The organism is Cellulomonas sp. ACRRI (assembly GCF_022346185.1).
In the GTDB taxonomy this organism is placed as follows: domain Bacteria; phylum Actinomycetota; class Actinomycetes; order Actinomycetales; family Cellulomonadaceae; genus Cellulomonas.
This window is the reverse complement of record NZ_JAKRMS010000067.1, coordinates 1-23,380: the sequence shown is the minus strand read 5'-3', so window position 1 is coordinate 23,380 and position 23,380 is coordinate 1. Positions and strand designations below refer to the sequence as shown.

Annotated in this window: 25 protein-coding genes; 8 read left to right on the top strand and 17 right to left on the bottom strand. The window is 76.2% G+C overall.

Translation table 11 applies throughout. The annotated features are described in order from the left end of the window. Positions 1-233 precede the first annotated feature (233 nt). The 4 genes from menD to MHY85_RS12780 are packed head-to-tail and all read right to left on the bottom strand — an operon-like array spanning position 234 to position 3,959. A complete protein-coding gene (gene menD, locus MHY85_RS12795; RefSeq protein WP_239196867.1) occupies positions 234-2,099 on the bottom strand; it encodes a 2-succinyl-5-enolpyruvyl-6-hydroxy-3-cyclohexene-1-carboxylic-acid synthase in 1,866 nt (621 codons plus the stop codon). Then, positions 2,096-3,055: an o-succinylbenzoate synthase gene (locus MHY85_RS12790; protein ID WP_255733216.1), complete on the bottom strand. Its 960-nt coding sequence runs from the start codon at positions 3,053-3,055 to the stop codon at positions 2,096-2,098. The genes menD and MHY85_RS12790 overlap by 4 nt, the downstream gene beginning before the upstream one ends. Then, positions 3,052-3,636, bottom strand: coding sequence for a TetR/AcrR family transcriptional regulator (locus tag MHY85_RS12785; protein ID WP_239196863.1), 585 nt, complete (start codon positions 3,634-3,636; stop codon positions 3,052-3,054). The genes MHY85_RS12790 and MHY85_RS12785 overlap by 4 nt, the downstream gene beginning before the upstream one ends. After that, positions 3,636-3,959, bottom strand: a complete 324-nt coding sequence (locus MHY85_RS12780) for a multidrug efflux SMR transporter (protein WP_239196861.1) — start codon at positions 3,957-3,959, stop codon at positions 3,636-3,638. Before MHY85_RS12780 ends, MHY85_RS12785 begins: the two co-directional genes overlap by 1 nt. A 116-nt stretch (positions 3,960-4,075) precedes the next feature. On the opposite strand from MHY85_RS12780, the gene MHY85_RS12775 reads away from it, so the two are divergent. Further along, positions 4,076-5,047: a 1,4-dihydroxy-2-naphthoyl-CoA synthase gene (locus MHY85_RS12775; RefSeq protein ID WP_158374754.1), complete on the top strand. Its 972-nt coding sequence runs from the start codon at positions 4,076-4,078 to the stop codon at positions 5,045-5,047. A 19-nt stretch (positions 5,048-5,066) separates the two neighbouring features. Here the strand turns inward: MHY85_RS12775 and MHY85_RS12770 are convergent, their stop codons facing one another. Beyond that, positions 5,067-6,128, bottom strand: a complete 1,062-nt coding sequence (locus MHY85_RS12770; protein ID WP_239196859.1) for a DUF3048 domain-containing protein — start codon at positions 6,126-6,128, stop codon at positions 5,067-5,069. An 84-nt stretch (positions 6,129-6,212) separates the two neighbouring features. Between MHY85_RS12770 and menE the strand changes: the two genes are divergently transcribed. Both menE and MHY85_RS12760 read left to right on the top strand, forming a co-directional pair. Next, complete coding sequence (gene menE, locus MHY85_RS12765; protein ID WP_239196857.1) at positions 6,213-7,421, top strand: o-succinylbenzoate--CoA ligase; 1,209 nt, start codon at positions 6,213-6,215, stop codon at positions 7,419-7,421. A 96-nt stretch (positions 7,422-7,517) separates the two neighbouring features. Continuing rightward, positions 7,518-8,387 (top strand): 1,4-dihydroxy-2-naphthoate polyprenyltransferase, encoded by an 870-nt coding sequence (locus tag MHY85_RS12760; RefSeq protein ID WP_239196855.1) that lies wholly within the window; start codon positions 7,518-7,520, stop codon positions 8,385-8,387. Here MHY85_RS12760 and MHY85_RS12755 read toward each other — a convergent pair. Both MHY85_RS12755 and MHY85_RS12750 read right to left on the bottom strand, forming a co-directional pair. Further along, complete coding sequence (locus MHY85_RS12755; protein ID WP_239196853.1) at positions 8,384-9,094, bottom strand: uridine kinase; 711 nt, start codon at positions 9,092-9,094, stop codon at positions 8,384-8,386. The two genes, MHY85_RS12760 and MHY85_RS12755, sit on opposite strands and share 4 nt — an antisense overlap. 13 nt (positions 9,095-9,107) lie before the next feature. Continuing rightward, positions 9,108-9,449 carry a DUF4229 domain-containing protein gene (locus MHY85_RS12750; RefSeq protein WP_239196851.1) on the bottom strand — a complete coding sequence of 114 codons (342 nt, stop codon included), beginning with the start codon at positions 9,447-9,449 and terminating at the stop codon, positions 9,108-9,110. Between the two features lie 150 nt (positions 9,450-9,599). Here MHY85_RS12750 and MHY85_RS12745 point away from each other — a divergent pair, with 150 nt between their 5' ends. Beyond that, positions 9,600-9,977 carry a PLDc N-terminal domain-containing protein gene (locus MHY85_RS12745; protein WP_239196849.1) on the top strand — a complete coding sequence of 126 codons (378 nt, stop codon included), beginning with the start codon at positions 9,600-9,602 and terminating at the stop codon, positions 9,975-9,977. A gap of 148 nt (positions 9,978-10,125) precedes the next feature. Here the strand turns inward: MHY85_RS12745 and ccsB are convergent, their stop codons facing one another. Genes ccsB through MHY85_RS12715 form a run of 6 tightly spaced genes read right to left on the bottom strand, consistent with a single transcriptional unit; the run spans position 10,126 to position 15,791 of the window. After that, the gene (ccsB, locus tag MHY85_RS12740) at positions 10,126-11,238 is read right to left on the bottom strand and encodes a c-type cytochrome biogenesis protein CcsB (protein ID WP_239196847.1); all 1,113 of its coding nucleotides are present in this window, start codon (positions 11,236-11,238) and stop codon (positions 10,126-10,128) included. A gap of 5 nt (positions 11,239-11,243) precedes the next feature. After that, positions 11,244-12,956, bottom strand: coding sequence for a cytochrome c biogenesis protein ResB (locus tag MHY85_RS12735; RefSeq protein WP_239196845.1), 1,713 nt, complete (start codon positions 12,954-12,956; stop codon positions 11,244-11,246). A 2-nt stretch (positions 12,957-12,958) separates the two neighbouring features. Beyond that, positions 12,959-13,864, bottom strand: a complete 906-nt coding sequence (locus MHY85_RS12730; RefSeq protein WP_239196843.1) for a cytochrome c biogenesis CcdA family protein — start codon at positions 13,862-13,864, stop codon at positions 12,959-12,961. Beyond that, positions 13,864-14,529 (bottom strand): TlpA disulfide reductase family protein, encoded by a 666-nt coding sequence (locus MHY85_RS12725; protein ID WP_239196841.1) that lies wholly within the window; start codon positions 14,527-14,529, stop codon positions 13,864-13,866. The genes MHY85_RS12730 and MHY85_RS12725 overlap by 1 nt, the downstream gene beginning before the upstream one ends. Beyond that, a complete protein-coding gene (locus MHY85_RS12720) occupies positions 14,526-15,182 on the bottom strand; it encodes a histidine phosphatase family protein (protein WP_239196839.1) in 657 nt (218 codons plus the stop codon). Before MHY85_RS12720 ends, MHY85_RS12725 begins: the two co-directional genes overlap by 4 nt. Positions 15,183-15,242: 60 nt before the next feature. Further along, the gene (locus MHY85_RS12715; RefSeq protein WP_239196837.1) at positions 15,243-15,791 is read right to left on the bottom strand and encodes a MarR family winged helix-turn-helix transcriptional regulator; all 549 of its coding nucleotides are present in this window, start codon (positions 15,789-15,791) and stop codon (positions 15,243-15,245) included. Positions 15,792-15,926: 135 nt separating this feature from the next. Here MHY85_RS12715 and MHY85_RS12710 point away from each other — a divergent pair, with 135 nt between their 5' ends. After that, the gene (locus MHY85_RS12710; protein ID WP_147795374.1) at positions 15,927-16,484 is read left to right on the top strand and encodes a YceI family protein; all 558 of its coding nucleotides are present in this window, start codon (positions 15,927-15,929) and stop codon (positions 16,482-16,484) included. 40 nt (positions 16,485-16,524) lie between these two features. Here the strand turns inward: MHY85_RS12710 and MHY85_RS12705 are convergent, their stop codons facing one another. Both MHY85_RS12705 and MHY85_RS12700 read right to left on the bottom strand, forming a co-directional pair. Next, positions 16,525-17,280: a redox-sensing transcriptional repressor Rex gene (locus MHY85_RS12705; RefSeq protein WP_239196835.1), complete on the bottom strand. Its 756-nt coding sequence runs from the start codon at positions 17,278-17,280 to the stop codon at positions 16,525-16,527. A 9-nt stretch (positions 17,281-17,289) separates the two neighbouring features. Continuing rightward, positions 17,290-17,580 (bottom strand): glutaredoxin family protein, encoded by a 291-nt coding sequence (locus MHY85_RS12700; RefSeq protein WP_239196834.1) that lies wholly within the window; start codon positions 17,578-17,580, stop codon positions 17,290-17,292. A 35-nt stretch (positions 17,581-17,615) separates the two neighbouring features. Between MHY85_RS12700 and MHY85_RS12695 the strand changes: the two genes are divergently transcribed. Further along, entirely contained in the window at positions 17,616-18,452 is an 837-nt protein-coding gene (locus MHY85_RS12695; protein WP_239196832.1) for an HAD family phosphatase, read from the top strand. Then, the gene (locus MHY85_RS12690) at positions 18,449-19,030 is read left to right on the top strand and encodes a GNAT family N-acetyltransferase (protein ID WP_308191382.1); all 582 of its coding nucleotides are present in this window, start codon (positions 18,449-18,451) and stop codon (positions 19,028-19,030) included. The genes MHY85_RS12695 and MHY85_RS12690 overlap by 4 nt, the downstream gene beginning before the upstream one ends. Positions 19,031-19,106: 76 nt before the next feature. Here the strand turns inward: MHY85_RS12690 and MHY85_RS12685 are convergent, their stop codons facing one another. Together MHY85_RS12685 and MHY85_RS12680 are read right to left on the bottom strand one after the other, a co-directional pair. Next, a complete protein-coding gene (locus MHY85_RS12685; RefSeq protein WP_239196830.1) occupies positions 19,107-20,219 on the bottom strand; it encodes an arabinan endo-1,5-alpha-L-arabinosidase in 1,113 nt (370 codons plus the stop codon). Continuing rightward, positions 20,212-21,720: an alpha-N-arabinofuranosidase gene (locus MHY85_RS12680; RefSeq protein ID WP_239196828.1), complete on the bottom strand. Its 1,509-nt coding sequence runs from the start codon at positions 21,718-21,720 to the stop codon at positions 20,212-20,214. The genes MHY85_RS12685 and MHY85_RS12680 overlap by 8 nt, the downstream gene beginning before the upstream one ends. A 287-nt stretch (positions 21,721-22,007) precedes the next feature. Here MHY85_RS12680 and MHY85_RS12675 point away from each other — a divergent pair, with 287 nt between their 5' ends. Continuing rightward, a complete protein-coding gene (locus MHY85_RS12675) occupies positions 22,008-23,360 on the top strand; it encodes a sugar ABC transporter substrate-binding protein (protein ID WP_239196826.1) in 1,353 nt (450 codons plus the stop codon). Positions 23,361-23,380 lie beyond the last annotated feature (20 nt).

The following is a 23,380-nucleotide window of genomic DNA, read 5'->3' as shown; positions in this document are numbered from 1 at the left end:
AAGCTGCTGGGTGGGCGTCGGGGCGATGCGCTGCGTCTCGTCGGCGGACGGCGTCGACGGCGCGGCGGCGACGGCCTCCGTCGCGGCGGTGGCGTCCTCGCGCTGCGGCTCCGGCGCGCCCTGGACGTCCCGCGGCCCCTCGGGGGTGCTGCTGCTCATGGGGTCTACCTCCTTCTCGGGGACTATCAGACCCCCCGCGGCTGGAGCGACGCTCGGCGAACCCTGGGAGTCCGCTAGGAATCCACGATGACCCCGGGCGCGACCGGTCGGTCCGCGACGTCCCCGCCTGCCAGCGCGCCCCTGGCGGCGTCCCGGGCCGCGGCGGCCAGCCGCTCCCCCAGCGCCCGCCGGTCCGCGCGGTCGACCCGTACCTCGACCACGGAGGTGCCGCGCCCCGGCGCCGCGAGCGCCACGGCGAGCGCCGCCTCGTGAGAGACCCGCACGTGCCGCACCCCGTAGCCCGCGCACAGCGCGGCGACGTCCACGGCGTGCGGCGTGCCGAACACCCGCTCGAACGTGCGGGCCCGCTCCGGGGCCCCGTGCTCCAGGGTGGCGAAGATCGACCCGCCGGCGTCGTTCAGCACGACGACCTGGAGGTCGACCTCGGGCTCGGTGGTGAGACGCAGCAGGCCGCCGACGTCGTGCAGGAAGGTGAGGTCACCGACCAGGACCCGTACCCGGCGCCGCGGCAGCCCGAGCGCGACGCCCGCGGCGGTGGACAGCATGCCGTCGATGCCGGCGAGCCCGCGGTTGGCGAGCACGAGCGGCGGCTCCGCCCACCGGGCGACCAGGTCCAGGTCCCGCACCGGGTTGGACGAGCCGACGACGAGCACGTCGCCCGGCAGGGACGCCTCGGCGACCGACCGGACGGCGCGCGGACCGGTGAGCGGCGGGGTGGCGCGGGTGGCCGGCGCGCGGGGGTCGTCGTCCAGCGCGGCGTCGACCGCGGAGCCGGCGGCGGCGTCGGCTCGCTGCCAGGCCGCGAGCCACGCCGGGTCGTCCGGCGGGCCGTCGTACCACGCCGCCGGCACGCCGGTGAGCACCCGGTCGGCCGCGCGCCCGGCGTCCGGCCAGCCCGAGCCGGCGGGGGCCACCACGGTGAGGTCGACGTCGTCCCGCGCGAGCAGCGCGGACACCGGCCGGGTGAGCGTGGGACGGCCGAGGAGCACGACGGAGCGGATCCGGCCGCCCAGGTCGGGGTCGGCGAGCAGCACCCGGTAGGCGGCGGGCGCGGCCGGGCCGCCGCGGGACCCCGAGGACGGCTCGGCGAGCAGAGGCCAGCCTGCCGCCTCCGCCAGCCGGCGTGCCTCGGCGCCGGCGCCGTCGCCCGCGACGACCACGACCGGGCCGGGCAGGTCGCCGCGCCGGGGCACGCCGGGGTCGCCGGCCACCGGGGCCGCGACCGGGCGCGGGGGCACGGTCACGCGGCCCGCCGACCCGTCCGCCGGCCAGGGCTCGGGCCCGGGCACCAGCGGCTCGCGGTAGGCCAGGTCCAGGTGCACGGGGCCGGGGTCGCCGGTGCGGGCGCCGAGCGCCGCGGTGACGGCACGGGACACCAGGTGCCGCAGGTCGCGGTCCTCCCCCGCCCGGCCGGACGGTGCGGGCACGTCGGCCGCCAGCCGGGTCGCCGCGCCGAAGATGCCGGGCTGCACGGTGGTCTGGTTGGCGCCGGTGCCGCGCAGCTCGTGCGGGCGGTCGGCGGTGAGCAGCAGCAGCGGCGCGCCCGCGTGGTGCGCCTCGAGCACGGCCGGGTGCAGGTTGGCGACGGCGGTGCCGGAGGTGGTCACGACGGCCACGGCGCGCGGGGCGCCCTCCGCCGCGGCGGCCCGGGCGAGGCCGAGGGCGAGGAACGCCGCCGACCGCTCGTCCACCCGCACGTGCAGCCGCACGGCGGGGGCGCCCGGGGGCCGCTCGCCGTCGGGCAGGGCCGCCTCGGCGAGCGCGTAGGCCAGCGGGGCGCTGCGCGACCCGGGGGCCAGGACGACGTCCCGGACGCCGTGCGCGGCCAGCTCCTGGACCAGGACGCGCGCCGCCTGCGACGCGGGGGCGCCGCGCACGGGTCCGCGGGGGCCGCCGCCCGCCGCGGCGGGGGCCGTCACCGCGCCACCGCCCGCACCGCGGCCAGCCGCTGGGCCCACCGCGCCGCCGTCGCCGGGTCGGCGGCGGTCGCCGCCAGCCGCTCCTCGGTCGGCACCACGGCGCGCGCGGCGGCGACCGGCAGCGCGCCGTCGACGGGCAGGAGGGCCGGGTCGGCGACGTCGTCCGTGAGCAGCTGCGCGGTCGCGAGCCCGCAGGCGTAGGGCAGGTCGGGCAGGGCGGCCGCGAGCGCCACGCCGGCCGCCAGCCCGACCGACGTCTCCAGCGCGGAGGACACCACGACCGGCAGCCCGACCTGCTCGGCCAGGTCCAGGCAGGCGCGGACCCCGCCGAGCGGCTGCACCTTGAGCACCACGACGTCAGCGGCCTCGGCGCGCACGACCGCCATGGGGTCCTCGGCCCGGCGGATCGACTCGTCGGCGGCGATCGGCACGTGCGTGGACCGGCGCACCCGCGCGAGGTCGCGCACCGACGCGACCGGCTGCTCGGCGTACTCCAGCCCGCGGGCGGCGCGGTCGAGGATCCTCAGCCGCTCGAGGGCGGTGTCGACGTCCCACCCCGCGTTGGCGTCCACCCGGATGGCGCCGGCGGGGCCGAGCGCCTCGCGGACGGCGGCGAGCCGGTCCGCCTCCTCCGCGGCGCCCTGGCCGGGCTCGGCGACCTTGACCTTGGCCGTGGTGCAGCCGCCCGAGGCCAGGACGATGCGGCGCGCGGCGTCCGGGCCGACGGCGGGGACGGTCACGTTCACCGGCACCCGGTCGCGGACCGGCTCCGGGAAGCCCTCGTCCGCCGCCTCGCGGGTCGCGCGCCACCAGGCGGCCGACTCCGCGGCGTCGTAGTCCCAGAACGGGCTGAACTCGCCCCAGCCGGCCTCCCCGCGGACCAGCACGCCCTCGCGCACCGTGATCCGGCGGAAGCGCGTCCGCAGTCCGATCGCGTAGACGTGCACGCGGCTCAGCGTAGAGGCTGCGCGGCGGCGAGCACGGCGAGCAGCAGGTCGCGGGCGGTCCGGCGCAGGTCCCGGCCCTCGCTCACCGCGGCGACCACGGCCCCGTCCACCACGCCGATCGCCACGGCCGCCGGCACGGGCAGCCGCAGCTCCGCGAGCAGCGTCGTCAGGACGGCGTCCAGGCGCGCGCGGCCGTCCCCGAGCGCCGCCGCGAGGGCCGGGACCCGGCCGGCGGCGAGCAGCTGCTCGTAGTGCGCGCGCACCGCGGCGTCGTCGCCCGGCGGCAGCACGGCCTCGACGAGGACGGCCGCGGGGTCCGCGGTCGCCGCTGCGCCGCGCGCCCGGCGCAGCGCCCCCTCGGCGTGCGCGACCCAGTCGTCGACGAGCGCCGTCCCGGCCGCGGCGGCCAGGTCGTCCAGGCCCGCGTAGTAGTAGGTCGTCGCGGACAGCGACAGGCCGGCGCGCGCCGCGACCGCCCGGTGGCTCAGCGCTGCGGGGCCCTCCTCGCGGACCAGGTCGGCGGCGGCCCGGGCGAGCTCGGCGCGCCGACGCTCCCCCTTCGCCGTGCCACCGGCCCGGCCCGCAGCCATCAGTGCCCGCCGCCCGACAGGTTGAGCCCCACCACGCCGGCCACGATGAGCACCAGCGACACGATCTTCAGCACCGACACCGACTCGCCGAACAGCACGATCGCCAGGATCGCGGTCGCCGACGCGCCGATGCCGACCCACACGCCGTACGCGACGCCGACCGGCAGCGAGCGCAGCGCCCAGCTGAGGCCGGCGAACGACAGGATCGCCAGGACGCCGAACGACACGCTCGGCCACAGCCTCGAGAAGCCGTCCGACGCCTTGAGGCTGAGCGCCCAGCCCGCCTCGAGCAGTCCGGACACGATGAGCACGGCCCACGCCATGGGTGATCCCTCCCCCGGGACCGGGCGCGCCGGGTGGCAGTCTCCGCCGTCCCGCGCCCGTTTCTAGTACGACCGTACCAGAATCCACCCGCCGGTGCCGTCCTACGCTGGGCACCGTGACCGACCCCACCGCCGCCCCGCTCCCCCCGCGCGTCTCCGACACCTTCGACCCGACCCGCTGGCGCCTGGTCGGCGGCTTCGAGGACCTCACCGACCTCACCTACCACCGGGGCGTCGCGCGGTCCGCGGACGGCGGCACCCGGGACCTGCCGGTGGTGCGTGTCGCGTTCGACCGGCCGGAGGTGCGCAACGCGTTCCGCCCGCACACGGTCGACGAGCTGTACCGGGTGCTCGACCACGCGCGGATGACCTCGGACGTCGGCACCGTGCTGCTCACCGGCAACGGCCCGAGCCCCAAGGACGGCGGGTACGCGTTCTGCTCCGGCGGCGACCAGCGGATCCGCGGCCGCGACGGCTACCGGTACACCGGCTCGACCGACGCCGAGACCGCCGACGCGATCGACCCCGCCCGCGCGGGCCGGCTGCACATCCTCGAGGTGCAGCGCCTCATCCGGACCATGCCCAAGGTGGTCGTCGCCGTCGTGAACGGCTGGGCGGCCGGCGGCGGGCACTCGCTGCACGTGGTGGCCGACCTCAGCATCGCGTCCCGGGAGCACGCGCGGTTCATGCAGACCGACGCCAACGTCGGCTCGTTCGACGGCGGGTACGGCTCGGCGCTGCTCGCCCGGCAGACCGGGCAGAAGCGGGCGCGGGAGATCTTCTTCCTGGCGCGCGAGTACTCCGCGGAGCAGGCCTACGCCTGGGGCGCGGTCAACGACGTGGTCGACCACGCGGACCTCGAGGACGCCGCGCTGGAGTACGCGCGCATCATCGCGACCAAGTCGCCGCAGGCCATCCGGATGCTGAAGTTCGCGTTCAACCTGGCGGACGACGGGCTGGCGGGGCAGCAGGTGTTCGCCGGCGAGGCGACCCGACTCGCCTACATGACGGACGAGGCCGTGGAGGGCCGTGACGCCTTCCTCGAGCGCCGGGACCCGGACTGGAGCCGGTTCCCGTACGCGTACTGACGCACCCTGGCCGCGCCGGTCAGGAGACCGTCAGCGACCCCGTGCCGTTCGGCACCAGCTCGACCCAGGTGTTGCCCGGCGCCAGGAGCGCCGGCGTCCCGTCGGGCAGCGTCAGCCGCAGCGGGGCGTCGCGGGCGTCCTTGGCCCAGTTCACCGCCACCGTCTTCCCGCCGGTCGCGAGCGTCGCGGTGCCCGAGCCCACCAGCTGGTAGGTCGGCACGATCGCCCCGTTCTGCGCGCCGAACCCGGTGCCCGGGTGGTCGGCGACGATCGACACGACGTTCGTCGCCGACAGGCGCGCACCCGATGCCGCCACCGCGGGCGTCGATCCCTCCGAGCGCTCCCAGACCGTGCCGTTCCAGGTCCACGACGGCTTCGACTGGCTCGACAGGTCGAACGCCAGGGTCGTCGCGGGGGTGCCCGCCACCACGGCGCTGGCGCGCTCGGCGGTCCGCGCGAACGAGAACTGCTCGCCCGGGCTGTTCTGGTGGTTCGCGTCGGCCTGCGCCCACAGCTCGGCCGGGCTCGCGTACACGTTGTGCGGGGCGGATCGCGACGAGATGCGGTACAGCCCCGCCGCGCCGGCGTCGTGGCTGATGACCTGGACCGGGCTCGCCGCGACCAGGTCGAGGATGCCGGGCTGGCCGCCGGAGAACGTCAGCAGGCCGTTCATCGGGGCGACGATGTCCGGGTCCATCGGGCGCACCGAGCGGACCGGGCCGACCTCGCCGGGCACCTGCGAGTGCCACACGGCGACGAACCGGGACACGTCGAACTCGACGATCGTCTCCCACACCACGTCGGCCTGCTCCAGCCCCGACTGCGGGCGCGCGGTCGCGGTGTTCTCGATCTTCACCGCCAGCGACGGCCGGTTCACGACCTCGCCCGCCACGCCGGTGAGCGGCCAGGTCGGCGCGACGACCGGGTCGGGCGCCGCGACCTTCTGCGGGTCGAGGGTGGGGGCGACCGTCGCCGCCTCGGGGGCGGGGTCCTGGCCCTGCGTGCAGCCGGCGACCAGGAGCGCCGTGCCGACCGCGAGCGCCGCCGCGCGCCGCAGCCCCCGCCTCGTGCTGTGAACCATCTCGACCCTTCCGTGCCGCCTGCGTGCGCCGCGGCAGCCGCCGCGCGTCCCGCGCCACTCTACGGGCGGACCTACCCTGACCGGGTGACCCGTCCCGTCCGCGTCGTCCCCGCCACCCCCGCCGCGGTGCCGGAGCTCACCGCGGCGCTCACCGCGGCGCTCGACGGCACCGGCCCCGCGGTCCTGCCGGTCGAGGCGCCCGACGCGGGGACCCCGGGGACGGGCGACGTCGCCGGGGGCGAGGTCCCCGACGACGTGGCGCTGCTCGTGCGCACCTCCGGGTCGACGGGCACGCCGCGGGAGGTCATGCTCACCGCCGCCGCCCTGCGCGCGTCGGGCCGCGCCACCGAGGCCCGGCTGGGCGGCCCCGGCCGGTGGCTGCTGCCGCTGCCGCCCGCGCACGTCGCGGGCCTGCAGGTCCTGGTCCGGTCGATCCTCGCGGGCACCGAGCCGGCCGTGCTGTCCGGGCCGTTCCGCGCCGACGCGTTCGCCGCCGCGGCCGCGCGACCGGCCGACGACGCCGGCCCCCGGTACACCTCGCTCGTCCCCACGCAGGTGCACCGCCTGCTCGACTCGGCGGCGGGCCGGGAGGCGCTGGCGTCGTTCGACGCGGTGCTGCTCGGCGGCGCCGCCGCGTCGCCCGGCCTCCTCGACGCGGCCCGTGCGACCGGTGCGCGGGTCGTGACCACCTACGGGATGTCGGAGACCTGCGGCGGCTGCGTGTACGACGGCGTCCCGCTCGACGGGGTGACCGTCGACCTCGACCCCGACGACGGACGCGTGCGCCTCGCCGGCCCCGTGCTCGCCGCGGGGTACCGGGGCCGGCCCGACCTGGACGCCGAGCTGTTCGAGGTCCGCGACGGCACCCGGTGGCTGCGCACCAGCGACCTGGGCCGGTGGGACCCCGCCGGCCGGCTGGAGGTGCTGGGCCGCGCCGACGACGTGCTGGTCACCGGCGGGGTGAAGATCCCGCCGGCCGCCGTGGAGCGCGTCCTGGCGGGGCTGCCCGGCGTGGGCGAGGTGCTCGTCGTCGGCGTCCCCGACCCCGAGTGGGGCCAGGCGCTGGTCGCGGTCGTCGTCCCGGCCGCGGGCGCACCGGCGCCCGACCTCGCGGTCCTCCGCGACGCCGCGGCGGCCGCGCTCGGCGGGCCCGCCGCCCCGCGGCACCTCGTCACGCTCCGCGCGCTCCCCCTGCGCGGGCCGGGCAAGCCGGACCGCCGGGGTGCCGCCGCGCTCGCCGCGCGCGAGCTCGGCGTGCCGACCACCGTGCGCGACGCCACGCCCGGGACCTGACCCCGGCGCACGTGCCCGCCCGGCGTTCCGGGTTACCGTCGCTGCACGCCGAACCCGCGCCGCGGCCCCGAGCCGCGGCCCCAGAACAGGAGCACCATGGCCACCGCCGCCGAGTGGGTCGCCGGAGCGCGCCCGCGCACCCTGCCCGCCGCCGCCGCCCCCGTCCTGGTCGGCACCGGCGCCGCCGCGCAGATCGAGGCGGCGCACCTGGGCCGGGCGCTGCTCGCCCTCGGGGTGGCCCTCGCGCTCCAGGTCGGCGTCAACTACGCCAACGACTACTCCGACGGCATCCGCGGCACGGACGCCGACCGGGTCGGACCGATGCGGCTCACCGCCAGCGGCGCGGCGCGGCCCGGCGAGGTCAAGGCCGGGGCGTTCGCCGCGTTCGGCGTCGCGGGCCTGCTGGGCCTCGCGCTCGTGGCCCTGAGCGGCCAGTGGTGGCTCCTGGCCATCGGCGCCCTGTGCGTGGCGGCGGCCTGGTTCTACACCGGCGGCCGGCGACCCTACGGCTACCTGGGCCTCGGCGAGGTCGGCGTCTTCGTGTTCTTCGGCCTCGTGGCCGTCCTCGGCACCACGTACACCCAGTCCGGCACGCTGACCTGGCCCGCCGGGGTCGGCGCGGTCGCCGTCGGCCTCATCGCGTGCGCGCTGCTCATGGTGAACAACCTCCGGGACATCCCCACCGACGCCCTCGTCGGCAAGCGCACCCTCGCCGTCCGGCTCGGCGACCACCGCGCCCGCCGCGCCTACGCCGTGATGGTCGTGCTCCCCGTGCTGCTCGGCGTGCTGTGCGCGCTGGCGAACCCGTGGGCCCTGATCGTCATGCTGCTCGCGCTGCCCGCCGGGGTGCTGGCGTTCACGGTGCTGGTCGGCGCGCGCGGCATCGCGCTCGTCCCGGTCCTGGCGGGGACCGGGATGTACGAGCTGGCGTTCGGCGTGCTGCTGGGGCTCGGCCTGGCGCTCTAGCGCCCGGCCGGCGCGTCGAGCGCGGCGAGCTCCCGGGCGACGGCCACCTCGACCGCTGCCGGATCCACGACGACCGGGCGCCGCACATCGGTGTGGTCCACGACCAGGGACGCGCGCGACCACGGCCGGGCCGCGGCGAAGTACAGCCGCTGCGCCCCGAGGTAGCGGCGCAGCGGGCCACGGCGCAGGTCCGGGTCGGCGCCGTCGCGCGCGGCCATCCGACGCGCGCCCTCGGCGAACGGGACGTGCAGGTACACGGACCGGTCCCAGTAGCCGGCGAGCTCGTCGCGGTGCAGGAACGTCCCCTCGACCACGACCAGCGCGTCGCGCGGCGCGGTCTGGACGTCCGGTCGCACGGCTTCACCGGTCCGCCGGTCGTACACGTGGTCGCGGTACGTCGCCGCACCCGGACGGGACAGCGGCTCCAGCGCCCCACCCGCGAGCGCGACGTGGTCGTAGGCGTCGAGCCAGAAGCCCTCCGGCGAGAGCCGGCCCCGGGCGTGCCGGACCGGCGCCGGGTGGAAGAAGTCGTCAGCGTGCAGCAGCAGCACGGGCCGACCCGTCACCCGCGCCGCCAGGTGCGACGCGAACGTGGTCTTGCCGCTCGCACCGATGCCGTCGACCGCCAGGAGGACCCTCCGGTCCGCCGGAAGCCGGTGGAGCAGGCGGTCGGCGAGCGCGTCGGCGGCTCGCGCGTCCTCGGGCATCGACCAGGCGTCGTCAGGCCGGGCGGCCGGGGGTGCCGCCGTCGCCTGCCCGGTCCCGGGTGCGTCGGCCGCCGCGCGCCTCGCGCTCGGCGGCCTCGACCGCGGCGTCCTCCTCCGCGGCGTCCGCGCTGGCGGAGCGGGACAGGCGCGGGCGGTCGCCGCGCGCCTCGGAGCGCGCCTGCAGCCACAGCGCGGCCCGGTCGCGCGGGCCGCGGAGCAGCACGTAGGACAGCAGCGCCGCGAGCAGCGCGGCCCCCACGACGCCCAGCAGCCAGCCGGTGCCGGCCAGCACCAGGCCGACCAGGCACACGACGAACAGGGCGAGGCGGAGCAGCGAGTAGGTCACGACGGGCACGCGTCCAGGGTAGGCCGACCGCGCGGTCGTCCGCGCCGCGCGGGCCCCGGCACCGGGCCCGGCGCCGCCGGATGTGACGACCTCGTGCCGGTTCCGGCGATCACCCGGCCCGGGGCCGGGTGCGTGTGCGCGTCCTGGTTAGGGTGGAGCATGGCTCGCGCGCTCTTCTTCCTCGTGATCATCGGCCTGGCGGTCTACGCCCTCGCCGACATCGCCACGAGCGACGACCGCGCGCGGCGCGGCCTGCCGAGGGGCGCGTGGTTCCTCATCGCGCTGGTGCCGGTCGCGGGTCCGGTGGTGTGGATCCTCACCAGCCGCGCCCAGCGCGCCGCCGGGCCCGGCGGCCCCGCGCAGGGGCACCGCCCGGGGCCGGGCGGGTCCGGTCCGCGCCGGCCGGGCCCGGTCGCGCCGGACGACGACCCGGACTTCCTGTGGCGCCTCGACCAGGAGCGGCGACGCCGGCAGCGCGAGAACGGCACGGGCGACGGCAGCAGCGGCGACGTCCCCGACGAGGGCGCGCGCGGCTGACGCGCCCGGCGCGCCCACACGCGCGCGGCGCGCCCACACGCACCCGCCGCGCACGCCGAGATGGGTCCTTGCCGTCGAGATCGGCGCTCGCAGGCACCGATCTCGACGCGAAGCACCGATCTCGGCGCGAAGGCCAGGGTGCCCCGGCTCAGAGGCCCGAGTAGGAGTGCTTGCCGGTGACGAACAGGTTCACCACGGTGAAGTTCGCCAGCACGACGGCGTAGCCGACGTAGACGAAGTACGCCGCCTTGCGGCCGGCCCAGCCGCGGGTCGTGCGGGCGTGCAGGTAGGCCGCGTACACGACCCAGGCGACGAAGGTGCCGACCTCCTTGGGGTCCCAGCCCCAGTACCGGCCCCAGGCGTGCTCGGCCCAGATCGCGCCCCCGATGAGCGTGAAGGTCCACAGCACGAAGCCGATGGCGTTGAGCCGGAAGGACAGCGCCTCGAGCCGGCGGGCGGACGGCACGGTGCGCAGCCAGGACCAGGCCGGGCCGGTGACCCGCCAGCGGGCGAGCGCGCGGCGCAGGCCGTCGGCGGACCGCCAGGGGTGGTCGAGGTGCGAGCGGCCGGTCTCGCGGCCGTCCTGCAGGACCTGGAGCACCGCGGTGGCGAACGCGACGGTGAAGATGCCGGTCGCGGCGATCGCCACGCCGACGTGGATGATCAGCCAGTAGCTCTGCAGCGCCGGCTGCACGGCGTCGGCCTGCACGTAGAACACGAGCAGCCCGAGCGCCAGGGCGAGGACGCCGATGCCCATGACGACCACGCCGAGGAACGGGATGACCCGCTTGCGCTGCACGACGGCGAGCACCACGGCGGCGACGAAGGTGCCGACGAGGGTGAACTCGTACATGTTCGCGGTGGGCCAGCGACCGGCCGCGACGCCGCGCAGGACGATGCCGACGCCCAGGAGCAGGATGCCGAGGTAGGTGGTGGTCCGCGCGATCCCGGTGGTCGCCGACGGCACGGTCAGGGGCCGCTCGGGCTCGGCGTCGTCGATCCTGCCGGACCGCGGCGCTGCGTCGTCGTCGCCCGCGTCGGCCGGCACGACCAGCCCACCGGGACCCCCGGCGCCGACGGTCTCGCGCGCGGCGGCGCGGGCCCGCTTGGCGGCGGCGACCCGGGACGCCCGCTCCGCGCGGTGCTCCGCGGACGCGGCGTCGGCGAGCCGGGCCAAGGCCGAGGTGTAGGCGATCAGGGCGATCGTGAACGCGGTCGCCGCCCCCCACACGAGCAGGGTGCTGATGTCGCCGATTGCCATGTCCTCTACCTTCCGGTCCGGCCGGTGGGCCCGTCGACGTCCGCTCCGCGGAGCCGGTCCATCGCCCGGTCGAGCTCCGCCTGCAGGCCCACGTCGTCGCCACGCGCCAGCGCGGCGGCGGTGACCACTGTACGGCGTGACCCGGGACCTTCGTCCTCCTCCGGCCGCAGCCTCAGCCACACGCGGCGGCGCGGCACGAACAGCGACGTCGCGAGGCCCGCGAAGGCCAGCAGGGCGAACGTCAGCACCCAGGCGAGCGAGGGGTCGTGCCGCAGGTCCAGCGCGACGAACCGCGGCAGCGCGTCGAAGGTCAGCGTGCCGAGCCCGTCCGGCAGGTCGACGGTCTCCCCCGGCCGCAGGTACAGCGTCACGGGCAGGCCCTCGTCGTCCAGCGCCTGGGTGAGGCCCGCCTCGTCGAGCTGGTACACGTTCTGCGGGACGCCGTCGTCGAGGCCGAGGTCGCCGGTCCACACCGCCAGGGCGAGCAGCGGGTCGGTCGGCTGCGGGTCGACGGACCGGTAGATGCCGTCCGCGACCTGCTCGGCGGTGGGCAGCAGCACGCCCTGCAGGCCGATCTGCGGCCCCGAGCTGACGTCCGGCACCTTGATGACGCCCTGCGAGGTGTAGACGGTGTCCTGCGGCAGGAACGGCACGGCGCCCGAGAACGTCACGTCCCCGTCCGGGTCCCGCACCGTCACCTGCGGCGCGTACCCGTTGCCCTGGAGGTAGACCTTGGCGCCCGCGACGTCGAGCGGGTGGTTGACCTTGATCCGCTCCTGGACGCCCGCGGACCCCGGCTCGGTGATCGTCACGTGCGCCGTGAAGTCGCGGGACTGCAGCGTGTCGGGGTCGAACGAGGACTCGAACGAGTCGAGCCGCATCGCGAACGGCTCGAGCGACGAGGCGCTGAACCCGGAGCCGGACTCGAAGGTGTCGTAGTCGCTCTGGGTGTTCGCGAACGCCCGGCCCTCGACGATGATCGCCTGGCCGCGGTAGTGCAGCAGCTGGCCGGTCGCCACGGACACCAGCAGGCCGACGAGCGCTAGGTGGAACACGAGGTTGCCGGTCTCGCGCAGGTAGCCGCGCTCGGCGGCGACGCTCCACACCCCGCGACCCTCGTCGCGGACGTCGACCCGGAACCGGCGCCACCACCGCGGGCCGCCCAGGGCCGCCGCGGCCCGCCCGGCGACCTCCTCCGGCGCCCCGTCGAGCGCGGCGGACGCCTGCGCCGGGAACCGGTCGAACCGGCGCGGCGCGCGCGGCGGCCGGCCGCGCATCGCCCGCAGGTGGGTACGGCTGCGCGGCAGGATGCAGCCGACCAGCGACACGAACAGCAGCAGGTAGATCGCCGAGAACCAGACGGACGAGTACACGCCGAAGAAGCCGAGCCGGTCGAGCACCGGGCCGAGGTCCGGGTGGTCGGACAGGTAGGTGGCGACCTTGTCCGGGTCCTGGGCGCGCTGCGGGAACACCGTGCCGGGAACGGCGGCGACGGCGAGCAGCATGAGCAGCAGCAGGGCGACGCGCATCGAGGTCAGCTGCCGCCACGCCCAGCGCAGCCAGCCGACGACGCCGAGCGAGGGCAGCTGCGGGGCCGCCCCGGAGCCGGTCGGTCCCGAGCCGCCCGTCGGGGGCTGCCCGGCGCTGAACGCGTCCTCGAGCCCCTCCGGGGTGTACCCGCGGGGCGAGGGCTCGGTGGTCTGTCGGTCGCGCGTCATCATCACACCGCCGGGACGAAGGGCTCGGCGCCGGTGAGCAGGCCCTGGAGCCAGCCCGCCCACGCGGACCAGAGGCCGGTGACCAGCGCGGCACCGAGCAGGAGCAGGAGGCCGCCGCCGACCCGCATCACCGCGAGCCGGTGCCGGGCGAGCCAGTCGAGGGCGCGGCGGCTGCGCTGGAGGCCGAGCGCGACGAGCACGAACGGCAGGCCGAGGCCGACGCAGAACGCGAGCGCGAGCAGCGCGCCGCGGCCGGCCGAGCCGCCGTCGAGGGAGAGCAGGAGGATCGCGGCCAGCGTCGGGCCGATGCACGGCGTCCAGCCGATGCCGAAGGTCACGCCCAGCACGGGCGCGCCCCACAGGCCGGCGCGCGGGGCGAGCACCCGGCGGCTGTCCCGCTCCAGGAACGGGACCAGGCCGAGGAACGCCAGGCCCATGACGATCACGCCGACGCCGAGCACCCGGGACACCGGGTCCTGCCAGCGCAGCAGGAACGAGCCGAGCGAGCCCGCGAGCGAGCCGTAGGCGAGGAACACCGCGGTGAACCCCGCGACGAACAGCAGGACGCCGAGCACGACCCGGCCGCGGGACGGCGCGGCGTCGGGGGCGGCCGGGGAGCCGGCCGCGGCGGGCCGGGTCAGCGCGGGCTGCGCCGGGAGCGCGCCGGCGAGGTCGAGCGTCCCGCCGCCCGGGGCCGGGGCGACGGCGCGCACCCGCGGCGCGCGGCGGCCCCCCGGGGCGGACGCGGCGGACATCCCGCCGAGGTAGCCGACGTAGGCGGGGACCAGCGGCAGCACGCACGGCGACGCGAACGACACCAGCCCGGCGAGCAGCGCCACCGGCACGGCCGCCAGCAGCGACCCGGACGTGGCCGCCTGCGCGAAGGAGTCCCCGACGTCGGCGAGCATCACGCGGGGTCCCCGCCGTCCTCCGCGAGCACCTCGTCGATCAGCGCGCGCAGCGTGGAGCCCTCGGCCAGGCCGACGATCCGCGCGGCGACCTTGCCGTCGCGGTCGAGCACGACCGTGGTCGGGGTCGCCTGGATCGGCACGATGCCCTGCAACGCGGCGATGGCCTGCTTGTCGCGGTCGTCGATGCTCGGGTACGGCACGTCGAAGGTCTGCTGGAACGGCTCGGCCGCCCCGGCGTCGTCGACCCCGTTGATGCCGAGCAGGTGCACGCCCGCGTCGGCGTACTCGTTCGCGATGTCGACCAGGTCGGGCGCCTCCTCCCGGCACGGCGGGCACGCCGCGTACCAGGTGTTCAGCACGACGACGTCGCCCCGCCAGTCGGCGACGTCGACCGCGTCCCCGGCGTAGTCGGTGCCGGCGACCTCGACGGGCCCCTGCCGGTCGGCGACCGCCCACTGCGTGAACGAGCCGTCGCCGGAGACGTAGCCCTGGTCGGCGACGTCCGCCTCCGAGCCGGACCCGCCCCCGGACGAGCACGCCGCGAGCGCCAGCGCGGTGCCGAGCGCGACGGCGGCGACGCCGGCGCGGCGCAGGCCGGCGCGGCGCGGGCCGGCGCGGCGCGGGCCGGCCGGGGTGCGGCGGGCGGCGCTGCGGGGGGTCATGCGCCCGCCACGGCCGACGCGCCGGGCAGCAGGTCGGCCGCGGGCTCGGTGTAGCCGATGCGGACCAGGCGGTCGTCCTCGTAGGTCAGGGAGGTGAGCGACGCGAGCGAGCACTGGCGGCGGCGCGGGTCGTGCCACAGCCGGCGGTCCTCGAGCGCGAGCCGGGTGACCCAGATCGGCAGCTGGTGGCTGACCAGCACCGCCTCGTGGCCGCGGGCCGCCTGCCGGGCGACGTCGACGACCGCGAGCATCCGCCCGACCTGCTGGCGGTACGGCTCGCCCCAGGACGGTCGGAACGGGTTCACCAGCAGCGGCCAGTGCCGCGGGTGCCGCAGCGAGCCGTCGCCGACGCCGAACGTCAGGCCCTGGAACCGGTTCTCCGCCTCCAGCAGCCGCTCGTCCGTGGTGACCGGCAGCCCGAGGGCCTCGGCGATCGGGGCGACCGTCTCCTGGGCGCGGGTCAGGGGCGACGCGAAGAGCGCGGTGACGTCGCGGCGCGGCGCGTCGAGCCCTCCGGCCAGGTGCGCGGCGACCCGCTCGGCCATCTGCCGGCCCCGCTCGGACAGGTGGTACCCGTCGAGCCGTCCGTAGAGCACGCCCTCGGGGTTGTGCACCTCGCCGTGCCGCATGAGGTGGATGGTGGTGGCGACCATGGGGTCAGTCTCGCAAACCCGGCTGGGTGATCGGGCCGCCGGGCGTCGCCCTGGGGACGATCAGCGCCCCCCGGCGTCCTCGGCGGCGGCGACGGCCTGCGCGCAGTCGGCCTGGAACGCGGCGCCGACGGCGGCCATCGCGTCGCCCAGGGCCTGCATCTGGACCGGCGTGAGCACGTCGACCAGGTGCCGGCGGACCGACTCGACGTGCGACGGCGCGGCGTCGACCAGGCGGCGCCAGCCGGTCTCGGTCATGGTGCAGTTCACACCGCGCGCGTCCTCGAGGCACGGGGCGCGCTCGACCAGGCCGGCGGCCTCCATCCGGCGGACGGTGTGCGTGAGGCGGCTCCGGGAGTGCGCCAGCTCGCCGGCCAGCTCCGACATGCGCAGCGTGCGCTGCGGCGCCTCGGACAGCCGGACCAGCACCTCGTACTCCCCGAGGGACAGCCCGGAGTCCTGCTCGAGCTCGTGCGCGAGCACGTCGAGCAGGCGGGCGGTGCCGTCCCGGTACGCGCGCCAGGCGCGCTGCTCGTCCGCCGTCAGCCAGCGGACGTCGTCGTGCGAGCGCGGGGCGCCCGCCCTGGCCGTGCCGGTGCTCGTGGTGCTCATCGCCGTCCTCCTCCCGCGCCCTCCTGTGACGTCGGTGGCTGATCGTCCCACAGGCCTTGCGCAGCGAGCCCCACTGTAGTAGAAATCTCAACTAACCGCAGTTGATGCTTCAACCAATCTCTTGCAGGAGGCACCATGTCGACCACGACGCTCCCCACCGCCCTCACCGCCGGCACCTGGGCGATCGACCCCTCGCACACCGAGGCGTCCTTCACCGTCCGCCACGCGGGCATCTCCAAGGTCCGTGGCACCGTCGCGGTGACCTCCGGCACCATCACCGTCGCCGAGGACCTCACGCTGTCCGGCGTGACCGCCTCGCTCGACCCGTCGACCATCGCCACCGGCGACGCCAACCGCGACGGCCACCTCAAGGGCTCCACCGACTTCTTCGACCTGGAGAAGTTCGGCGAGTGGACCTTCGCCTCGACCTCGGTCGCCGCGGACGGCGAGGACTACGTCGTGACCGGCGAGCTCACGATCAACGGCGTGACCAAGACGGTCGAGCTGGCCACCGAGTTCGGCGGCGCGGCCACCGACCCGTTCGGCAACCAGCGCGCCGGCTTCTCCGCCTCGGTGACGATCTCCCGCAAGGAGTTCGGCATCACCTGGAACGCGGCCCTCGAGGCCGGCGGCGTCCTGGTGAGCGACAAGGTCGTCATCAACCTCGAGGTCTCGGCCATCAAGCAGGCCTGAGCCTCCCGCACGACCCCCGCGAGGGCCGCCGGGTGCGGCGTCAGTCGGCGGCGGGGACCGGCTCGGTCGCCGCAGCCGGCTCGGGCACCGCCGCCGGCTCGGGCACCGCCGCCGCCGGCCCGGCGACCGCCTCCGCCACGGGCACCGCCGCCGCGGCCGGCGACGCCGCGGCGCCCGAGCGCTGGCGCGCGTGGAACCCCAGGATCTGCAGCTCCGACCCGAGGTCGACCTCGCGGACGTCCACCCCGTCGGGCACGCGCACCGTGCGGGGCGCGAAGTTCAGCACCCCGGTGACGCCCGCCGCGACCAGGCGGTCGGTGGTCGCCTGCGCGGCCGAGGCCGGCGTCGCGACGATGGCGATGCTCGCCTCCCGGTCGACGACCGCCCGCTCCAGGCCGTCGACGTGCTGCACGACGTGCCCGCCCACCTCGGTGCCGACCAGCTCGGGGTCGGTGTCGAACAGGCCGACCAGCACGAAGCCGCGGTCGGCGAAGCCGGAGTACGTGGCGAGGGCGTGCCCCAGGTTGCCGATCCCGACGATGACCAGGCGGCGCTCCTCGGTCATGCCGAGGGCCTGGGCGATCTGCCGCCGCAGGTGGTCGACCTCGTACCCGACGCCGCGCCGGCCGCCCGCGCCCAGGTAGGACAGGTCCTTGCGGAGCTGCGCGGGCGAGGCGCCGACGAGCTCGGCGAGCTGGTCGGACGACGTGGTGGTCACGCCCTCCGACGCGAGGCCCCCGAGGGAGCGCAGGTACCCCGGCAGGCGGGCGACGGTGGTCGGCGGCAGGGCTCGCACGGCGACAGCCTAGGCCTGCGGGGACGCCGCGAGGGCGTCGACGAGCCGGTGGCGGTCGATCTGCCAGTGGCCGACCCGGGCGCCGTCGACCTCGACGACCGGCAGCAGCTCGCCGTAGGCCGCCGCGAGCGGGCGCCCGTCGCGCGCGGTCCCGCCGGCGTCGACGTCCACCTCGACCCACGGCTCGCCGCGCTCGGCGGCGACGGACGCGACCAGGTCGCGGGCCGCGTCGCAGAGGTGGCAGCCCACGCGGGAGTACAGGACGAGGCGGGGCCCGGGGCCCTCGGCGGTGGTCGGCACGGCACGAGCCTAGGTCGGTGGCTACAGTGGCGGGCGTGCCCGAGCCCACCGAGCCCCCCACCGGCGCGCCGGTGCCGACGGCGCCGACGGGGCGCGTGGCCGCGTTCTTCGACGTGGACAACACGATCATCCGCGGCGCGAGCTCGTTCCACCTGGCCGTCGGCCTGTACCGGCGCGCGTTCTTCCAGCGCTCCGACATCGTCCGGTTCGCGGTGCACCAGTTCCGCTACCTGACGTTCGGCGAGAACCGGCAGCAGATCGACGAGGTCCGCCAGCGCGCGCTCGAGATCATGCACGGGCGCTCGGTGGCCGAGGTGGTCGCGATCGCCGAGGACATCTACGACGAGGTGCTCTCGCTGCGGATCTTCCCGGGCACGCAGCGCCTGCTCGACCAGCACCTGCGCGCGGGCCACGAGGTCTGGCTCGTCACCGCCACGCCGGTCGAGATCGCCGACATCATCGCCCGCCGGCTCGGCGCGACCGGCGCGCTCGGCACGATCGCGGAGCACAAGGACGGCTTCTACACGGGCCGCCTCGTCGGGGACCTGCTGCACGGCCGCGCGAAGGCGGAGGCGGTGCGCGCGCTGGCCGAGCGCGAGGGCCTGGACCTCGAGCGGTCGTTCGCGTACGGCGACTCCACCAACGACGTGCCGATCCTGTCCGAGGTCGGCTTCCCGTGCGCCATCAACCCGGACCGCCGGCTGCGCAAGCACGCGGCCGAGGTCGGCTGGCCGATGCGCGAGTTCCGCGGCCGCCGGAACGCCACCCGGCGGGGGGTCGACGCGGCCACGGTCGCGGGCTCGGTGTGGGTGCTGGGCCTCGTGGTGCGGACGGCGCGCCGGGCGATCCGGGCCCGCTGGGGCGTGCGGTGACCGCGCCCGGGACCGGGCGGGCCGTCCCGCCGACCGCTCGGCCCGCCGACGCGCCGGTGGTCCGCCGCGCCCGCGCCGAGGAGGCCGCCCCGCTCGCCGACCTGGCCGCCGCGACGTTCCCGCTGGCCTGCCCGCCGTCCTCGACGCCCGCGGACCACGCCGCGTTCATCGCCGGGAACCTGACGACGGAGCACTTCGCGACCTACCTGGCCGACCCGGCGCGGGACCTCCTGGTCGCCGACGCCGACGGCGAGCTGGTCGGCTACACGATGCTGGTCGCGGGCGAGCCGTACGCCGCCGAGGTCGCCGCGGTCGTCCCGCTGCGCCCGACCGTCGAGCTCAGCAAGTGCTACGTGCTGCCCGGCCGGCACGGCGGCGGCGTGGCCGGCGCGCTGATGGCCGCGAGCCTCGACGCCGCGCGCGCCCGGGACGCCGCCGGGGTGTGGCTGGGCGTGAACGGCGAGAACCTGCGCGCGCAGGCGTTCTACCGGCGCTCGGGGTTCGAGGTCGTCGGCGAGCGCACGTTCCAGGTCGGCGACCAGCGGCACCACGACCTGGTCCTGCACCAGCCGCTCTGACCCGCCCCTCGGGTGGAAGGTCTGGCCGGACACGCCCGGTGCGTGTCGGGCCAGACCTTCCACCCGGAACCGCGGGTCAGCCCGCCCGCTCGGCCTCGGCCCGCTCGGCCTCGGCCTGCTCGGCCTCGGTCGCCAGGACCGGCCAGCCCTCGGCGTCCCACGCGATCTCGCGCAGCCCGAGGGTCGGGGTGCCACCCGTCGCCGCGTCGTAGAAGTGGTACGCCAGGACGCCGCGGGACGCCGACTGGCCGCCGGGGCCGACGCGGTCCCCGGCCGTCTCCAGCAGCACGTCCCCGCCGTCGAGCAGCAGGTCCGTGCCGTCCCGGGTGACGTACGGCCCGGTGACCTCCCGCGACCGCCCGACGGCGATCTTGTACGTCGAGTCCGTGCCCTGGCAGCACGCGTCCTGGGACACCAGCAGGTAGTACCAGCCGTCGTGCGGGACGACGTACGGGGCCTCGATCGCGTGCGGCGCGGACAGCCGGCTCGCCAGCCCCACGGGTGCCGCACCCGCCGCCGGCAGCCCGTCCGGCCACGCCAGCTCGACCACCTGGATGCCCGACCAGTACGACCCGAACAGCATCCAGGGGGTGCCGTCGGCGTCCTCGACGATGCCGGGGTCGATCGCGTTGTAGTCGTCGGTCGGCTCCGACCGCCACACCTCGCCGCGGTCGACCCAGCCGTAGTCCGGGTCGTCGGGGTCGAGCGTCGGGCTGGTGCGCAGGCCGATGACCGAGCGGTTGGACCCGAAGGTCGACGCGGCGTAGTAGAGGTACCAGGTGCCGTCGTGCTCGTACAGCTCGGGGGCCCAGTAGTTCACGACGCCGGGCACCGCCTCCTGCGCCCACCGCGGCGAGTCGGACGGACCCCACGCGGTGCCGAGGTACTCCCAGGTCGCGCCGCGGTCGGTGGACCGGCGGACCTGGACGGCCCCGGCGTTCTCCCGCTGGTCCCCGGTCGAGTACACGTACCAGGGGTCGTCGCCCTCGCCGACGACGAGCGCGGGGTCGTGCACGCCGACGTCGCCCGCGACCGGGATCCCGGTGGCCGCGGGCGCTCCCCCGGCGCGCGTCGCGACCGCCACGCCGCCCGCCGCCACGAGGGCGACCGCCGTCACCGCCGCCGCGACCAGCAGGCCGCGGCGGCGGTGACGGGGCGCGTGGGCGCCGGCGGCGTCGTCCTCAGGCACCGAGCCGGACGACGTTCCACGACACCGGCGGCACCTGGACGGTGAGCCGCCCGCCGTCGAGCGTCGCGGAGTCGTTGTCCCGCGGCAGCACCGCGGTGTCGTCGTCGGCCGTGGCGACCCAGGTGTGGTCCGGGTTCGACAGCGTGGTGGCGCCGAGCACCCGCAGGCCGGGGATCGACCGGCTGTCGACCTCCAGCGTCACGGTCTCGGTGGTCGAGCGGTTGACCGCGAACAGCGCGACGGCGCCGGTCTCCGGGTCCCGCGTGGCGACCGCGTCGACGAGCGGGGCGTCGCCGAACTTCGCCGTCTCGTACGTCGGGGCGTCGATCGCGACCTGCAGCACCTCGCCGGTCGCGTACCGCGAGGCCTGCGCGAACGGGTGGAACGTCGTCTGCCGCCAGATCCGGCCGCCGGGCTCGGTCATGATCGGCGCGATCACGTTCACCAGCTGGGCGAGCGACGCGGAGTGCACCCGGTCGGTGTGCCGCAGCAGCGAGATGAGCAGGTTGCCCACCACCACCGCGTCGGCGACGTTGTACTTGTCCTCGAGCAGCACGGGCGCCACCGGCCAGTCGTCGCCCGACGGCGGCACCGACTCGGCGCGCTTCTGGTACCAGACGTTCCACTCGTCGAACGAGATGTGGATCCGCTTGGCGAGCTTCTTGTGCGCCCGCACGCCGTCGGCCACCGCGGTGACCGAGTCGATGAAGTGGTCCATGTCGACGGCGGAGGCCAGGAACGAGCCGAGGTCGCCGTCCTCCTCGGCGTAGTACGCGTGCGCCGAGATCATGTCGACGTACTCGTAGGTCTCGGAGAGCACCGTCTGCTCCCACTGCCCGAACGTCGGGATCGGCACGCCGGACGAGCCGCAGGCGACGAGCTCCAGGTCGGGCTGGATCATCCGCATGGCGCGGGCCGTCTCGGCGGCGAGCCGGCCGTACTCGTGCGCGGTCTTGTGCCCGATCTGCCAGGGGCCGTCCATCTCGTTGCCGAGGCACCAGAGCTTGATGTCGTACGGCTCCGCGGCGCCGTTGGCCCGCCGCTGGTCGGACAGCGCGGTGCCGCCCTTCACGTTGCAGTACTCCAGCAGGTCGAGCGCCTCCTGGACGCCGCGGGTGCCGAGGTTGACCGCCATCATCGCCTCGGTGCCGGAGGCCTTCGTCCAGCGCATGAACTCGTCGACGCCGACCAGGTTCGGCTCGGTGGAGTGCCAGGCCAGGTCGAGCCGGCGGGGGCGCTGGTCGCGCGGGCCGACGCCGTCCTCCCAGCGGTAGCCGGACACGAAGTTGCCGCCGGGGTAGCGGACCGTCGAGACGCCGAGCTCCCGGGTGAGGTCGATGACGTCGCCGCGGAACCCGTCGGCGTCGGCGCTGGGGTGCTCGGGGTCGTGGATGCCGGTGTAGACGCAGCGGCCGAGGTGCTCGACGAACGCGCCGAACGTCCGCCGGCGGACCGGCCCCACGCGGAACGCCGGGTCGATGGTGAGGGTGATGGTGGTCATGTGAGGCGCAGCTCCTTCGCTGTCCGTGTCTACATCGTTGTAGGACGATCGTGCCCGCCGGGGCGGGGCCCGTCAACCAGGGCACCGGCACCCGGCCACTCGACGCCCCTGGCCGTGACCAAACCGTTGCTTGACCGCACGACGTGACCCGTGCCACTCTCTCCAACGTTGTAGTGCAACGATGTAGAACACGAGGTCAGAGCCGCCCTCGACCCTCCGGTCCGCCACCGACGGCCGACCGGCGCGCGCTCGACCTCGCCCGGTCCACCAGTGGAGGCAACGGCGCGATGACCACGAAGACCCTGCGGGCGGCGGCCCTGGCCCTGGCCGGGGCGCTCGCCCTGACGGCGTGCGGCTCCGGCGGAAGCGACGACGGCGGCGGCTCCGGCGGCGGAGACAGCCTGACGTTCATGTTCCGCGGCGGCGCGGACGAGAAGGCCGCGTACCAGGCCGCGATCGACAAGTTCACCGAGGACACCGGCGTCGAGGTCCAGATGACCGTCACCGACGCCGACCAGTACGCCACCAAGCTCCAGGCGGCCGTCTCGGGCAACAAGGTGCCCGACGTGTTCTACATCGAGCAGGCCAACCTGCAGTCGTACGTGGCGTCCGGCGTGCTGCTGGACATCACCGACCAGGTGGAGGAGGCCGGCGTCGACCTGGACAACATCTGGGGCTACGGCGTCGACTCCTACCGGTTCGACGGCACGCTGCAGGGCACCCCCGAGGGGCGGCTGTACGGGCTGCCGAAGGACGTCGGCCCCTTCGCGTTCGGCTACAACAAGACGATGCTCGAGGCCGCGGGCATCCCCCTGCCCGACCCCGACGTCCCGCTCACGTTCGAGGAGTTCCGGGACATCGCGAAGCAGCTCACCGTCGACACCGACGGCGACGGCGCCCTGGACCAGTGGGGCACCGGCCTGAACGTGCAGTGGAACCTGCAGTCGATGGTGTGGAGCAACGGCGGCGACTGGACGAACGAGGACCGCACCGAGGTCACCGTCGACACCCCCGAGTTCGCCGAGGCGCTGCAGTACTTCGCGGACCTCACGAACGTCGACGGCGTCACCCCGTCCGCCTCCGAGGCCGCGACCCTCGACACCTACCAGCGGTGGATGGCCGGCGAGATCGGCTTCTTCCCGGTCGGCCCGTGGGACGTCAGCGTCTACAACGACCTGGACTTCGAGTACGACCTGATCCCCTGGCCCGCCGGCAGCACCGGGGAGTCCGCCACCTGGGTCGGCTCGCTCGGCATCGGCGTCTCCGCCACCTCGGGCAACCCCGACGCCGCGGTGCAGCTCGCGACCTACCTGTCCGCCGACCCCGACGCCCAGCAGACGCTGGTCGACGCGGACGTGCAGATCCCGAACCTGGTCGACGTGGCCGAGGAGTGGGCCGCCGCCCCCGACGCGGAGCCCGCCAACCGCCAGGAGTTCCTCGACATCGTGCAGGACTACGGCCGCGCCATGCCGGCCTCCTTCACCTACGGCGCCGAGTGGTACGACGAGCTCTGGGTGAACATCCAGCCCGTGCTCGACGGCAAGCAGACCGCCGCGGACTACCTCGCCGAGGTCCAGCCCAAGATGCAGGCGCTGCTCGACGAGTCCAACGCCAACGCCGAGATGGCGGGCGGGGCCTGACCACCCCACCCCCGCTCCCC

Coding starts and splice junctions, on each gene's coding strand:
- MHY85_RS12785 (WP_239196863.1), bottom strand. CDS start 3,636: ATGGCTGCGGGCCGGGCCGGTGGCACGGCGAAGGGGGAGCGTCGGCGC.
- MHY85_RS12780 (WP_239196861.1), bottom strand. CDS start 3,959: ATGGCGTGGGCCGTGCTCATCGTGTCCGGACTGCTCGAGGCGGGCTGG.
- MHY85_RS12770 (WP_239196859.1), bottom strand. CDS start 6,128: ATGGTTCACAGCACGAGGCGGGGGCTGCGGCGCGCGGCGGCGCTCGCG.
- MHY85_RS12760 (WP_239196855.1), top strand. CDS start 7,518: ATGGCCACCGCCGCCGAGTGGGTCGCCGGAGCGCGCCCGCGCACCCTG.
- MHY85_RS12755 (WP_239196853.1), bottom strand. CDS start 9,094: ATGCCCGAGGACGCGCGAGCCGCCGACGCGCTCGCCGACCGCCTGCTC.
- MHY85_RS12745 (WP_239196849.1), top strand. CDS start 9,600: ATGGCTCGCGCGCTCTTCTTCCTCGTGATCATCGGCCTGGCGGTCTAC.
- ccsB (WP_239196847.1), bottom strand. CDS start 11,238: ATGGCAATCGGCGACATCAGCACCCTGCTCGTGTGGGGGGCGGCGACC.
- MHY85_RS12735 (WP_239196845.1), bottom strand. CDS start 12,956: ATGACGCGCGACCGACAGACCACCGAGCCCTCGCCCCGCGGGTACACC.
- MHY85_RS12730 (WP_239196843.1), bottom strand. CDS start 13,864: ATGCTCGCCGACGTCGGGGACTCCTTCGCGCAGGCGGCCACGTCCGGG.
- MHY85_RS12725 (WP_239196841.1), bottom strand. CDS start 14,529: ATGACCCCCCGCAGCGCCGCCCGCCGCACCCCGGCCGGCCCGCGCCGC.
- MHY85_RS12720 (WP_239196839.1), bottom strand. CDS start 15,182: ATGGTCGCCACCACCATCCACCTCATGCGGCACGGCGAGGTGCACAAC.
- MHY85_RS12715 (WP_239196837.1), bottom strand. CDS start 15,791: ATGAGCACCACGAGCACCGGCACGGCCAGGGCGGGCGCCCCGCGCTCG.
- MHY85_RS12710 (WP_147795374.1), top strand. CDS start 15,927: ATGTCGACCACGACGCTCCCCACCGCCCTCACCGCCGGCACCTGGGCG.
- MHY85_RS12680 (WP_239196828.1), bottom strand. CDS start 21,720: ATGACCACCATCACCCTCACCATCGACCCGGCGTTCCGCGTGGGGCCG.
- MHY85_RS12675 (WP_239196826.1), top strand. CDS start 22,008: ATGACCACGAAGACCCTGCGGGCGGCGGCCCTGGCCCTGGCCGGGGCG.